This is a genomic window from Staphylococcus sp. TCBT05 (assembly GCF_055179755.1).
Genome location: NZ_JBUQDQ010000005.1, coordinates 20327 through 35332, shown reverse-complemented (window position 1 = coordinate 35332; position 15006 = coordinate 20327). Strand labels below are relative to the sequence as shown.

General features: G+C 33.4%; 11 protein-coding genes. 5 read left to right on the top strand and 6 right to left on the bottom strand.

Annotated elements, in window-relative coordinates; all coding sequences use genetic code 11:
• Positions 1 to 132 precede the first annotated feature (132 nt).
• Both ACY191_RS00190 and ACY191_RS00185 read right to left on the bottom strand, forming a co-directional pair.
• Positions 133 to 1353: a pyridoxal-phosphate-dependent aminotransferase family protein gene (locus tag ACY191_RS00190; RefSeq protein WP_229366846.1), complete on the bottom strand. Its 1221-nt coding sequence runs from the start codon at positions 1351 to 1353 to the stop codon at positions 133 to 135.
• Positions 1354 to 1511: 158 nt separating this feature from the next.
• Positions 1512 to 2240 (bottom strand): poly-gamma-glutamate hydrolase family protein, encoded by a 729-nt coding sequence (locus ACY191_RS00185; RefSeq protein ID WP_042737566.1) that lies wholly within the window; start codon positions 2238 to 2240, stop codon positions 1512 to 1514.
• Between the two features lie 246 nt (positions 2241 to 2486).
• Here ACY191_RS00185 and ACY191_RS00180 point away from each other — a divergent pair, with 246 nt between their 5' ends.
• Together ACY191_RS00180 and ACY191_RS00175 are read left to right on the top strand one after the other, a co-directional pair.
• The gene (locus ACY191_RS00180) at positions 2487 to 3008 is read left to right on the top strand and encodes a hypothetical protein (protein WP_229366847.1); all 522 of its coding nucleotides are present in this window, start codon (positions 2487 to 2489) and stop codon (positions 3006 to 3008) included.
• Positions 3009 to 3194: 186 nt separating this feature from the next.
• Complete coding sequence (locus tag ACY191_RS00175) at positions 3195 to 3935, top strand: alpha/beta hydrolase (protein ID WP_042737564.1); 741 nt, start codon at positions 3195 to 3197, stop codon at positions 3933 to 3935.
• A gap of 186 nt (positions 3936 to 4121) precedes the next feature.
• Here the strand turns inward: ACY191_RS00175 and ACY191_RS00170 are convergent, their stop codons facing one another.
• Positions 4122 to 4493: an iron chaperone gene (locus ACY191_RS00170; protein WP_107511755.1), complete on the bottom strand. Its 372-nt coding sequence runs from the start codon at positions 4491 to 4493 to the stop codon at positions 4122 to 4124.
• A 333-nt stretch (positions 4494 to 4826) separates the two neighbouring features.
• On the bottom strand, positions 4827 to 6134 hold the full coding sequence (gene brnQ / locus ACY191_RS00165; protein WP_229366848.1) for a branched-chain amino acid transport system II carrier protein: 1308 nt from the start codon (positions 6132 to 6134) through the stop codon (positions 4827 to 4829).
• Between the two features lie 304 nt (positions 6135 to 6438).
• Here brnQ and ACY191_RS00160 point away from each other — a divergent pair, with 304 nt between their 5' ends.
• Entirely contained in the window at positions 6439 to 7767 is a 1329-nt protein-coding gene (locus ACY191_RS00160; protein WP_042737561.1) for a sodium-dependent transporter, read from the top strand.
• Positions 7768 to 8304: 537 nt separating this feature from the next.
• Complete coding sequence (gene lip / locus ACY191_RS00155) at positions 8305 to 10545, top strand: YSIRK-targeted triacylglycerol lipase (RefSeq protein ID WP_229366849.1); 2241 nt, start codon at positions 8305 to 8307, stop codon at positions 10543 to 10545.
• Positions 10546 to 11467: 922 nt separating this feature from the next.
• Here the strand turns inward: lip and ilvD are convergent.
• Positions 11468 to 13156: a dihydroxy-acid dehydratase gene (gene ilvD / locus ACY191_RS00150; protein WP_229366850.1), complete on the bottom strand. Its 1689-nt coding sequence runs from the start codon at positions 13154 to 13156 to the stop codon at positions 11468 to 11470.
• A gap of 440 nt (positions 13157 to 13596) precedes the next feature.
• On the opposite strand from ilvD, the gene ACY191_RS00145 reads away from it, so the two are divergent.
• A complete protein-coding gene (locus ACY191_RS00145) occupies positions 13597 to 14589 on the top strand; it encodes a LysM peptidoglycan-binding domain-containing protein (RefSeq protein ID WP_042739929.1) in 993 nt (330 codons plus the stop codon).
• Between the two features lie 109 nt (positions 14590 to 14698).
• Here ACY191_RS00145 and ACY191_RS00140 read toward each other — a convergent pair whose 3' ends face one another.
• Positions 14699 to 14971 (bottom strand): hypothetical protein, encoded by a 273-nt coding sequence (locus tag ACY191_RS00140; RefSeq protein WP_042739930.1) that lies wholly within the window; start codon positions 14969 to 14971, stop codon positions 14699 to 14701.
• Positions 14972 to 15006 lie beyond the last annotated feature (35 nt).

Sequence of the window (15006 nt, the reverse complement as noted above, 5' to 3'; positions counted from 1 at the left end):
TATTATAGCTCTAAAAGCGCCCTTAAATGAACGATTAATTTCATTTAAGGGCGCGTATTATTTTAAATTTAAAATGTGTAATTCATACAATTAATCTACGAGACATACATGTGTGATGTAAATCAAAAAGGATTAATCTTGTGTTGCGTAATGTTGTAATAATGTAGTAAGTGCTTTTTCAGGTTCTAAATTAGGTACACCTTGTTGTGCTAAGTAAAGTGAAAATACTGATAAGAAAGTTAATATATTTTGCTTTTCTACAGCATAACCCATTATGCCAATTCGCCAAATCTTACCTTGTAGATCTCCGAATGAACCAGCGATTTCAATACAATAGTGCTTTAATAAACCTTCTCTAAAGGTAGCATCATCTACACCATTTGGTATCTTTATACAGATTACCATTTTCATTTCATTTTCCTCATCACCATAAATCTCAAGTCCGAGTGCTTTAAGTGCAGCTTTCAAGCCTGTTTGATGGAAAGCGTGACGTTGTGCACGAGCTTCGATGCCTTCTTTAAGTGCAAGCTTCAATCCTGTGTTCAATGCATAAATTGAAGTTGTAGATTCTGTGTGATGATTTAAGCGTTTAGGGCTCCAGTAGTCTTGTAATTGGGTTAAATCTAAATAGTTACTGCGGATGAAAGGTTCTTGTTCGACTACTTCATCAGAACGTATACCAAGTTCGACACGTTTACGACGATTAATTGCTTCGCTAAAGCGCTCATTAAAGGTAATTGGTGTTATGCCTGAAGGGATAGATAAACACTTTTGAGCGCCTCCAACAACTGCATCAAGTTCCCATTCATCAACAGGGATAACCATACCTTGATATGTTGCTACTGCGTCTACTACCGATAAAATGCCACGTTCTTTACATGCACGACCAATTTTATCAATAGGTTGAAGACGTCCCGTAGATGTTTCGCCGTGTACAATAGCCAATACTTTTGGTTTGATTTCATCTAATGCAGCTATTATTTCGGATTGTTCAAATACTTCGCCCATAGGTTTTTGAATATTATGTACAATACCACCTGCTCTAGTGACAAGTTCAGTGAATAAATAACCGAAACGTCCGATAATCGGGATGAGTACATCATCACCAGGTTTAACAACACTAGAAATGACAGCTTCTAGTCCAGCACGACTTGTACCATCAATTGGGAATGACCATTGATTGTTAGTCAAAAAAGATTGGCGTATCAATTCCATTGTTTCATTCATTATACCAACAAACTCATAGTCGAACTGACCTAATATAGAATTAGACATTGCTTGAGAAACACGAGGGTCTACACTTACAGGACCTGGTGTCATAATTAATCGTTTATTAATCTTCAAATCATCCATATTTATAACCTCATTTTCTTTAAATTCCGTCATTTTATATTATACATGAATGGTAACAAGCATTATTCGTCAAAATTGATGAATTAATAAGGTTTATTTGTTTGAATATTACAAAAATGATATACACACATATATGACGAAGTGAATGATAAATATTATTAATTTTGCAAAATAGCTACAGTTATCGCGTCAGCAAATTCATGCATGATAGGGCTCCAATTTGTTTCATCTTCTCTTGAAAAGCGTGTTAAATCCCCATTATTAAAAAATGAAGCACGTAAACCTAATGATAGTTCTAACTGTACGCCTGCATTTTTAGCATTACGATTCGCAATATTGGCATCGGAATCTCCTTCTAAATATCGAGGGGTAGGTTGAACATTAAATCCTCTGAGTTCTAATTGCTTCTTGATTGAGCTCTTTAACGGCTCGTCCTTTCCTCCTATGTAAACAACTGAGTCTGAACCACTAGCGCCATGTATCATAACGGATTTAGTCATTTGTTGTTGCATATCTAAAATAGTTGGTTCGTCATAATTTGTAGATGTTACGTGCAATTCCCCATTATTTGTCGTTCTAATACCTTCAAAACTATAATAATTATAAAATCCATTGTTGGCGATTAATTTAGAAACCTCTGTTGTACCAGGTTCAATATTGCCACCATGTACAGCTGCAATTATCGTATTGCCAAAACGCTTGTCATACGATAAATTCCAGTCAATCCCCTGTTCTGTATCATTCATCAGTTCGGTCATTGAAGCATAACTGTCAGCATATACAGGTTTAGAAAAGACTGATAAAAGGTAAATAAACATACAAGTGAAGGTTATGATATATAATTCTTTTTTAAAAAACCATTTGAAAAAATATGTATTTTCTGCCATTGAATTCTCCTGTATTTTAAAATTTAATTACACATTAAATATGTTAACATATTATTATTAAATTAATAAATTATTTTTATTTTTAAAGGGATATATTGGTTTTTTCTACAATTGATAATGATATATGGTATGTAGCATGGTAACGTACAAATTAACCATGTTTTTAAAAAAGTAAGTTCTAAAAAGTGGGGAACGCTTGATTTTATAATGAATATTAGAAAATTTATGTCATGGAGGTAATAATAAATGATTAATATTATATCGGCTATTGGCTCGATTGGAACTTTTGTCATGGCTTTGTTTTACTTTGTATCAGTAAGTATACAACTTTATCAAATGAAGATTAGTTTTATACCGGCGTTAAGCTTCAATCAGATTCTTGTTACACGTGAGAAGGGTCAATTACAACTTACCAATACAGGTATTGATAGTGAGTCTGAACAAGATTATATGAAATTATATAATCTTGGTGGTGGGGCTGCTAAAAATATAAAAGTTGAAATTTACCTAGGTGATGATGATGTATTGCAACGTAAATATATTAATATATTACCTAGTAAAGAGGGATATTTATTGCCAATTAATAAGGATGTATATTCTGAAATAGAAAATACAATAAAAAATGAAGGCTATGATTCGAATTTAAATATCAAGATAACATATAAACATAATGTGAGTAGAAAGGAACAATATTTACACTTGAACGGGAAGATTGATAGCTTTAATACGTATAATGATAAATCTGTTTATGAACTACAATTTTTCTAGTTGTTAAGTCTTTAAAATAATTTGTATTAAAACATTTCAATATAGCGTTGCTTTAATTTAGTATGAACATTCAAATTGAAGCAACGTTTATTTATTGTCATATCAATAAATGAGGTGAATTGTTTTGTGCGATTGAATTTTTTAGCTTAAACTTGTATATGAAATTAATATTTGGAGTGACAAAAGATGATAAATGTAAAAGCACCAAATTCTTTATTTTTAGAACAGCAGGAGGCAAGTCACGCGATATTGCTGTTACATTCTTTTACCGGTACGATAAGAGATGTGAAGTTATTAGCGAATAAATTACATAAAGTAGGCTATACGTGCTATGTACCAGCATATGAAGGTCATGGTTTGTTATTAGAAGATTTACTAGAGTACAATACGGATGATTGGTTGAAAACGGCACAAGCTGGCTATCGCTTTTTACAAGAGCAAGGGTATCAACAAATCAGTGTTTGTGGTGTGTCATTAGGTGGTATCTTATCGTTGAAATTAGCGGAAACGACTGATGTGCACTCAGTAGTTGTCATGTCGACACCATTTAGTAAAGATGATGCAGGATTAGAAGCGCGCTTAACATATTATTGCCAACGCATGGGTGATTTAGTAGGGTTATCTGAGGAAGAGGTAACCAGACAATTGACGATGATTGAAAGTTATCATGCACAGTTACAGAAATTTAAATTGCTCGTAGATGAAGTGATGGCAAATTTAGAAGATATTACTGCACCGATTGCAATTAAATATGGAGAACAAGACGAACAGTCCTATGCAAAGAGTGCAAATTACATTTATGAACATATTAAACATAATGACAAGGAAATTTCTGGATATCCACATTCGAAACATCTTATGACGCATGGAGAGGGGCGCCCAGATGTAGAACGGGATATTATTGCTTTCTTAGAAGATTATGAATAAAAAATACAAATGAGTGTAAATATCATGGATCTTATTGGTTTGAATCTAAGCTCAACAAAAAAGACAATTACTATTATCGGTGAAGATAAAGTAGTAATTGTCTTTTATTAATTAGTAGCATATTTTTGTCTTTAGCATGTTAAGTGCGAACTATGCATTACTTAGCATTTAAGACGCTATACTGCTTTACTTTCTCCAAAATGAATCACAGTTCTGTTTATCATCAATATTAAATTGGATAATATCTTGTAATAAATTAAAATCAATATCCTGTGTCCATTTTATTTTGAATAAATTATTGGTTTGTGAATAACCTGCATTTGTAATGCGTTCAGAAAAATGGGACATAGTTTTCGCTTCAGGTGCGATTGAGAAATGTTGTTTAGCCTTACTAAACGCTATGATAAATGTGCCATGATCAGTATACATAGGTTGGTTCCACTTCACAGTTGTCTCTAGTTTTGGAAATGTGTCATTCATCCATTGAAATACTTGGCTCATGGTGTCTTTTTGAGAATCTGTTTCTAAAGTATTGAGAAATGATTTAAATAAGTCCAAGTAAATGTCAGCTCCTTTTAAAGTGAAATAATTATATCTTTACATGTAAATGTGTAATATTTCTTTGATTATAGCATAACAGAATGGGCTAGTAACACCGCTTATGGTAAATAGCGTGATTTCAAATAATATATAGTAATCATGTTGTTTAAATTAATTCATAATAGATAGACAAAAGGTATCAAGTCTTGAATATGTTAAATGAGTAATTCAAGGATCTTGATACCTTTAAGAGTTGCTCTAAATGCCACGGTTAAGTGCTTTGTTTTGCGCACTAGTTTGAGCGTGTTACCGAAATAGACAGTTAGATAAGCTATTGTGTTGTTGTGGTGGTTACACCGTTACTTTTCGTTTTTTATGTTGAAATAATGCATCAATAATTAAGCCGATAATAAGTAATAGGATAAATGGCAATAACCATGCGAGTTGGATATCGGCTAATGGTAATGCATGATATAAATTTGAGATGGCTGAACTTAACTTAAAGTCACTAACAATTTGTAATACTGAAATAATTAAAGTGACTATAGTTGGTAAAATATACGCAAATTTTAAATCAAATGGTATGAAAATACTCACTAATGAAATAATTACCAATACGATAGAAGTTGGGTAGATGAACGTCAATAGTGGTACTGCAATTTGTAAAATTAAGTCTAAACCTAGTGTAGAAACTAAGAAACCTAATAATGAAAAGATAAGTACAAACATTTTATATGAAATTTTAGGCAGTTTTTTCATGGCGAAAGCCGCACATGCATTGACTAGACCGACGCAAGTTGTTAAACATGCGAGTATAACAATGATACCGAAAATTAAATTACCTAGTGAGCCAAATACACGTAATGAGTTAAAAGTTAAAATGCCAGTGCCATCTTTGAAACCAGCGTGACTCGTTGTTGCTCCAACATAAGCAAGTGCAAAATAGATTAATAATAATAAGATAGCAGAAATAAGACCTGCTTTAATTACATTTTTTACTAATGTACGATGATCTTCGATGCCATGCATTTTAAACATTTGTACAATCACAACTGAAAATGCCAATGCGGCTACGAGATCCATTGTGAAATAACCTTGTAAGATTCCTGATACGATTGGTGTTTTCGCATAGTCACCAGTTGCTTGTCCGATTGATCCTTCTGGATTAAAAATAACGAGTATGCACAGGATCGCAATTATAATAATTAATATAGGTGTTAGATATTTTCCTAAATTATCTATAATTCGGCTAGGATATAATGCGATAAAGTATACAACAAAGAAAAATATAACAGAGAATATGATTAAAGTTGCATGGTTATGTACAGGTAAAACATGGTTCGTACCTATTTCATATGCTACATTGGCAGCTCTTGGGATGCCGTAAAGTGCACCTATTGATAAATATATACATACTGCAAAAATAGTGCCGAATATTGGATGTACTTTATTACCAATACTCTCCACGCCACCATTCATATATGCGACAACAATGACGGTTAAATAAGGTAATAAAATACCAGTTATTGCAAAGCCGCCCATCGCAATCCACATATTATCTTGGGCAGTATAGCCAAGCATCGGTGGGAAAATTAAATTTCCAGCCCCAAAGAAAAATGAAAATAACATGAGACCAGACATTAATATTAGTTTATTCATTATGATTACCTCAATTTCAAGGATATTTACTTGCGCAAAACACAAAATACTTTAACACAGAATACCATTTAATTCAATGAAGTTTCAGACAATTTCTAATATTTAAAGTATTACAACTACATATAGTCACAAATTGTACATTTTCAGCGAGAATTAGGGCTATAAAAGAGTAAATGAAGGTATGTCATTTTTGTGTTAATAAAAACGCTATTGAGCCGAAAGTAGAAAAATGATATAGTATAATCTATATCGCTAAAACGCTTTAACGCAATAAAGTTTTGTAAAATATAAAGGATGTAGGGTTATGAGTAAACAATCACAATGGAAGTCTTCAACTGGCTTTATATTAGCTAGTGCAGGCTCTGCAATAGGACTAGGCGCAATGTGGAAATTCCCATATATGGCAGGTATATATGGCGGTGGCGCCTTTTTATTAATGTTTTTAGTATTTACAATTTTTGTAGGTTTACCATTATTAGTTATGGAATTTACTGTTGGTAAAATGGGACAAACATATACCACTAAAATTTATGAGAAATTAACACAAAAAAGATGGTTGAATATCATTGGTTGGAACGGTAATTTAGCTGTTTTTGTATTGTTTGGTTTTTACAGTGTTATTGGTGGATGGATTATCATTTATATATTTAATGTAGCACTGCAATTATTATCATTCCAAGGTGGTAAACTTGGAGATATTCAATTTGAATCCATTATTGGAAGTCCGTTATTGACGATAATAGGACAAGGTGTGTTTATCTTGTTAACTATGATTATAGTCATGATGGGCGTTGAAAAAGGACTAGAAAAAGCTTCGAAATTTATGATGCCTTTACTATTTATCTTCTTAATTGTCATAGTTATAAAATCATTGACGTTAGGTGGTTCAATGGAAGGGTTGAAATTTATATTACAACCTCGTGTTGAAGATATCACTATGGAAGGTATCTTGTTTGCTTTAGGTCAATCATTCTTTACACTTTCACTTGGAACTACAGGTATGATTACGTATGCGAGCTATGCTTCAAAAGAGATGCCGATTAAAACATCTGCAGTATCTATTGTAGCGATGAATATATTGGTGTCAGTACTTGCAGGGCTAGCTATTTTCCCAGCAATTGCAGCATTTGGTTACAAGCCAACGGATGGCCCAGGTTTATTGTTTAAAGTATTGCCAAAAGTATTTGATCAAATGGCTCTTGGTTCTACATTCTATTTTATCTTCTTGATACTATTCTTGTTTGCTGCGTTAACGTCTTCTATTTCATTATTAGAGTTGAACGTATCTAACTTCACTAAAAATGATAACAGTAAAAGAAAATCGGTATCATTTTATGCTAGTTTATTAGTATTTATTATCAGTATTCCAGCAACACTATCCTTCAGTAGTTTGAGTGGTATTCATTTTGCAGCGGGTACAATTTTCGATAATATGGATTTCTTAGTATCAAATATTTTAATGCCATTAGGTGCATTAGGGACAACGCTCGTTGTAGGTCATGTGCTTAGCAAAGAAGATTTAGTTGAACACTTTGGTAAAGATAAATTTAAATTGTTTGCACCGTGGTATTACTTAATAAAATTTGTATTGCCGATTGTAATCATTTTGATATTTGTTGTTCAATTTATTTAAAGATAACACTCTATTTTATTAATAGTTATAGGTAGGTGCCGACAAAGTATTGCGCTTTGTTGGCACTTTTTTATATGCAGTTGATGACGGTTAAATTTGACTAAAACTTTGTAGTAGTTTATTAATAAAGAATTTACTTCAGTAAAATGAGTATGAAGTATATAGAATCAATCGTTGCAAATTAAATTAGCTAAATATATTGTTTAAATCAGCAATAAACAGGTAATAGTTGTATAAAATTAAATTGTGTCATTTCATTGACATTTAACTATCAGTTTAGTACAATTTTAATAAATTATTTATTAGAAGCAATTAATTGTTAATTATAGTATACGAATATATAAATTATAGATTAATACTTTTAATAAATAAAATTTTTCTTTGTAAATGTAAGCGTTTTCTAAAGAGGGGTAAAATTATGGAAGCTCTCATCGGAAAGTTTTTTGAATTATTACCACGCTTCATCGTTAATTTATTTATTTAAAATGCGTTGGGTTTTAAGAGTGTAATTTTGAATATTTTTAAGAGGTGTCTAAGATGGAGAAAAAACAAAATAAATACAGTATCAGAAAATTTAGTGTTGGTGCATCGTCAATCCTCATTGGAGCTTTATTATTTTTAGGGGCAGGAACTGCACAAGCTGCTGAAGAAGAGCAACAACAAGTTGACGCTACACAATCTAAGCAAGAAGTGAATACTAATACTTCTTTATCAGACGAATCGAATCAAAATAATACGCAAGATATAAACCAAGTAAACAGTAAAGATGCAACTACTGAGTCATCGTCACAAAAGGATGTACATAATGCACAAGATGTGGCTACAGAAAGTGATTTAACCACTAACGATGTAAATCCAAAATACAACGAACAAGATAAAGCAGATACAGCAACAAAAGATCAACAGGCAGAAGGAACAACGAAAGAGAATCAAACAAAATCAACAGAATCACCAGTGGATCCAGAATATAACGAACAAGATAAAGTAGATACAGCAACAAAAGATCAACAGACAGAAGGAACAACGAAAGATACACAGGACCAAACAAAATCAACAGAATCACCAGTGGATCCAGAATATAACGAACAAGATAAAGTAGATACAGCAACAAAAGATCAACAGGCAGAAGAAACAACGAAAGAGGACCAAACAAAATCAACAGAATCACCAGTGGATCCAGAATATAACGAACAAGATAAAGTAGATACAGCAACAAAAGATCAACAGGCAGAAGGAACAACGAAAGATACACAAGAGCAAACTTCAACTAACCAACAGAGTAAAGTAGAACGTCCACAAAATGTAATTCAAGATAATAAATTAACTCAAACAAATAATGCAAATGTAGCTAATGAAGATATAGTTGCGACCCAAGATAATACTGGCGTGGAAGCAGATAACCAACAAGTTGTGTCAGAAAAGGTTGATATCAGTCAACAAAATGATACTGTATCACTTGAACAACTTCAAAGCGAATTACAATCTACAGATAGCTCACAGGATAATAGTAAAGATGAAGATTCTACTTCAACACTAAAAGCACTCAAAGACAGTGCAGTAGCTACTGTACCAAAACAAACACAACAAACAAGTGAACAAACAAATGAACAACCTACTAAAACAGCAAAACAAGGTCAATATAAGAATGATGATCCAATTATTTTAGTGCATGGTTTCAACGGTTTCACAGATGATATAAATCCACCAATCCTTTCACATTATTGGGGTGGAGATAAACTAAACATTAGACAAGATTTACAAGACAATGGTTATGAAACGTATGAAGCAAGTATTGGGGCGTTGAGTAGTAACTATGACAGAGCTGTTGAATTGTATTATTACATTAAAGGTGGAACAGTAGATTACGGTGCTGCTCACGCTGAAAAATATGGACACGAACGTTACGGAAAAACATATGAGGGTGTCTACAAAGATTGGCAACCAGGACAAAAAGTACATTTGGTAGCGCATAGTATGGGTGGTCAAACAGTTAGACAATTAGAAGAATTACTGCGCAATGGTAATCCAGAGGAAATTGCTTACCAGAAAGAACACGGTGGTGAAATTTCACCACTTTATCAAGGTGGCAATGATAATATGATTACTTCGATTACTACGCTTGGTACACCACATAATGGAACAGTTGCGTCAGATGAATTAGGTAATGAAGCATTTATTAGACAGGTTGTTTATGATTATGTGAAATTTAAAGGTAATACAGATTCACATTCTGATTTTGGTCTAAATCAATGGGGATTAAAACAAAAAGAGGGCGAATCTTATTTAGATTACGTTAAACGTGTACAAAATAGTAAATTATGGAAAACGCAAGACAATGGTTTATATGATTTAAGTACAGAAGGTGCTGCAAAATTAAATGCTAATACTTCTCTCAATCCAAATATTGTCTATAAAACATATACAGGTGAATCTACAAGACCGACATTATTTGGCCGTCAGAAATCTGATTTAAATATGTTCTTACCATTTACGCTTACTGGTAATATCATTGGTAAAACAGCTAATACGTCATGGAGAGAAAATGATGGACTTGTATCTGTTGTTTCATCTCAACATCCAAATAATCAAGCATATGTTGATGCTACTGATGAAATTCAAAAAGGTGTTTGGCAAGTAACACCAGTAAGACATGGTTGGGATCACGTTGACTTTGTTGGACAAGATGCTACTGACCCAACTCACGATAGCGTGGAATTACAACAATTCTGGCACGGTATCGCCGATGAATTAGTAAGAAGTGAACAATTAGACGCCTAAAATAACAAGTATAAATTAAGAAAGAGGGATTAACATGACTGGAGATATTTTCGAATTATTAGGTTCATTATTTAATGTACTTAAGACATTATTTTCATAATTATAATCAGTAGGGTAGCTAATCACAGCTACCCTATTTTTATTGGGTATCTTCGTATTGTTGGCTCGCTTTCCTAGGGGACAGCTTCAGCCTGTAGTCTTCAGCTTGTCCTGTTCCCACAGGAGTCTCGCCAACATACTTTAAAATGATTTGTGATGTTTAATTACCATCTGCTTAAATTTTCTTACTAAATTTAACTTTATAGTGTTGCCATACCAATTATTAAATATTTGAAAAATTATCTACTACCAATTTTATTCAATATCTAGTATTGTTGGCTCACTTTCATAGGGGAGAGCTTCAGGCTGTAGTCTTCAGCTTGTCTTGTTCCATCAGGAGCCTCAGGAGTTTCGCCAACATACTCGTGGTATTAATCCGTATCATTTCATAAAATATTGAAAAAGGCAATTTCTATATTATTTCAATAGAAATTGCCTGCTTATACTTGTCCGAAAACTTTATGTCTTAGACGCTTGCATAGTCGAAAAACAAAATGTTTCAGCTATTTAAGTATGATTAACTATAAATTATTTAGAGAAAGTTTCGATTAATTTTTTGATGATATCGATGATGAATTCCATTATTGTTTCACCCCTCTTTATCTTTGTTAACTTAAGTCTAATATAATTGAGTTTTATAGTGTTGCATACTTCTTAAGTTGTGATATTTTATGCGAAATTGAATAAAATTTACATTTTTTTACAGTTTTGAATTCGAAACTGTATTGTTCTAAATTTATTTAATAAAAAAACACATTAACTACAACCGTTGGAAGACGATAGTTAATGTGTGATGTTGAAAGTATATTGATTATAAAGGTAATTATTCAGTTGTAGCACCTTTGGATGCAGAAGAGACAAGTTTAGCATATTTTGCTAAAGCGCCCTTAGTTGCTTTCAGTGGTGGTGCTTGCCATTTTTCGCGACGGCGCTTGAGTTCATCTTCGCTAACATCAAAGCTGATTTCTAATCGTTCGGCATCAATTGTAACGATGTCATTTTCTTCAAGTAATGCCATAGGTCCACCTACTTGAGACTCAGGTGCGGCATGGCCGATAACTAAGCCGTGGGAACCACCAGAAAATCTACCATCTGTAACCAATGCTACAGATTCGCCTAATCCTTTTCCTACTAATATTGATGAAGCAGATAACATTTCAGGCATACCAGGTGCTCCTTTTGGACCAGCATAACGAATGACGATAACATCTCCTTCATTAATTTGATTATTTAAGATTGCTTTCGTCGCAGCTGGTTCAGAATCGAATACACGAGCAGGACCTTTAATATATGTGACACTTAAACCAGAAATTTTTGCTACAGCGCCTTCAGGAGCAAGGTTACCCTTTAAAATAACAAGTGGACCGGTTGGATATTTTGGATTGTCGAAATCAATAATTGATTTATTGTCCGTTAATGGCTCTTGGTCAGCTAAATTTTCTGCTACTGTTTTACCTGTAACAGTCATACAATCACCGTGAATCAAGCCTTTGTCGTAAAGTAACTTCATTACAGCTGGGATACCGCCAACTTCATCTAAATGCGCCATTACATACTTTCCGCTAGGACGTAAGTCGGCAATATGTGGGACACGTTTACGAACCTTTTCGAAATCATCGAGTGTTAAATCAACATCTGCTGATTGTGCGATTGCAAGTAAGTGTAGAATTGCGTTGGTTGAGCCTCCTAACGCCATTACAATTGTTATAGCATTTTCGAATGCTTCTTTAGTCATGATATCTTTTGGATAGATTCCTTGCTCTAACAATCGGTAAACTGCTTTACCTGCAGCGCGACTGTCCTTTGCTTTATTTGCAGAAACAGCAGGATGCGAGGCACTTCCAGGTAAGCTCATACCCATCGCTTCAATCGCAGATGCCATTGTATTAGCAGTGAACATACCGCCGCAAGATCCAGCACCAGGACAAGCTGCACATTCTACTTTATGCAGTGCTGCATCGTCAATTTCTCCGTTATTATATTGTCCCACACCTTCAAATGCGGATACTGCATCTACATCTTTGCCATCTAATTTTCCAGGTAAAGTGGTGCCTCCGTAAACAAATACGGATGGTAAATTCAAACGCGCAATGCCTATCATACAGCCAGGCATATTTTTATCGCAACCACCAATCGCAACTAAAGCATCTAAGTTTTCAGCGCTAATTACCGTTTCTATAGAATCTGCAATTATTTCACGACTTGGTAATGAAAAACGCATGCCATCTGTACCCATCGAGATACCGTCGGACACTGTAATTGTGTTGAAAATAAGTGCGGATGCATCCGATTCATTGACACCTTGCTTTGATGCGCGTGCTAACTTATCGATATGCATGTTACATGGTGTTACTTCACTCCATGTACTCGCAATGCCTATCATCGGTTTATTGAAATCTTCATCTTCGAAGCCTAATGCCCGTAAATATGAACGATTTGGCGTTCTACTAACACCTTCACTTATAGCTTTACTTCTAATACGTAAATCTTTATTTGCACTTTGTTCAGTCAAATAATTACCCCCCAGTAATGATTCGAGTTATATCTGCAAAAGTTTAATTATTTTTAAGATAAGTAAAAACATAATGCAAGTTGTTATACTTTCTATTGATGTTATACATTTCTTTACCCGTATCTGTTTTTATTAAAGGAAAATGAAAGAATCGATAGTAAAATTATTGGTTTTTATGATTGAATTTAAAGATGAAAATTAAATTGTGATAAAGATATTCGGAATTATATTACAAAATGCTATGAAATTAGTGTAATATTTTGAAATGAAACTTAGACAAAGTTAATCGTGGTGTATGTTTAGTGTGAATTTAGAATAATTCATCTTTGTAATAATAATGTCATATAAAATTTATACTAAAATACAATTTCTAGTTGTATAATTAAGTAGTGAAAAATTGTACACAAGATGAAAGAGATATATTGGGAGGTTTACAATTAGTGCGTAAAAAAATTCTTGCAACGGTAATTGGGAGTAGTGCGCTAGCTGCGGTTGCTACAACGTCAAACGCAGAAGCTGCTACAACTTATAAGGTGAAGAGCGGAGATTCACTTTGGTCAATAGCGAATAAGTTTAATATTTCAGTATCTAAATTGAAATCATTAAATAATTTATCTTCAAATGTTATATTCCCTAACCAAACATTAAAAGTTTCGGGGACTACAAGCTCAAGTACTTCATCAACAAGTACTTCATCAGGAACTACATATACAGTGAAATCAGGGGATTCATTATCTGCAATTGCTGCAAAGTATGGTACAACATATCAAAAAATAATGAGTTTAAACAACTTATCAAACTATAACATATACCCAGGTCAGACATTAAAGATTTCAGGTAGTACGTCAACATCTACAGGAAGCACTGGTGGAACGAGTACAAGTGGTTCAACAACGTATTATACAGTAAAATCAGGAGACTCATTATCTGCAATTGCTGCAAAATATGGCACAACATATCAAAAAATAATGAGCTTAAATAACTTATCGAATTATAATATTTATCCAGGACAAAGATTGAAAGTTTCGGGTACAGCTACAAGCGGTTCATCAAGTTCAGGTTCGACATCAGGTTCAACTAGCTATAATACCCCTATATTCAACCATTCTAATTTGTATGATTGGGGTCAATGTACTTGGCACGTATTTAACAGAAGAGCAGAAATTGGTAAAGGTATTAGTACTTATTGGTGGAATGCAAATAATTGGGATACTGCTTCTGCTGCTGATGGTTACACAGTAGATCATAAAGCGACAGTTGGTTCAATATTACAATCAGATGCTGGATATTATGGTCATGTTGCTTTTGTAGAATCTAAAAATTCTGATGGCAGCATTACAGTTTCAGAAATGAATTACAGTGCTTCTCCAGGTATTAAAACGTATAGAACGATTCCTGCTTCACAAGTGAGCGCTTATAAGTATATTCATTAATTACTATATATTAAAGAAAGACTCCTAACTACTAGGTGAATGATGTATTCACTTAGTGCTAGGAGTCTTATTTATTGTTATGCTCACTCGAATACTTAGTTGTTTAGAGTTAAGATGTTTGCTTACGTAGAGATTTAATACGTCTAGCAGTTGTGAATAATGTGCTAGTTAAAGTAAATGCTGAAAATAGTTTAGCGAATTTCTTCGGTGATTTTAAGGCAGTATAAAAATCAAGTACAGCACTGACGCTCGAAATTGCCATGCTCGCATAAATTAATTTTTTATTTTTAGATTGATATGCATACCAATTAAATCCTTCGACAGCTACGCCAACAAAATTGACAGTATTAGAAATACGATTAAGTTTAGTTTTTTTAGCCATTCTAGAAGCCTCCATTGTTTGTATTAATAAGTATC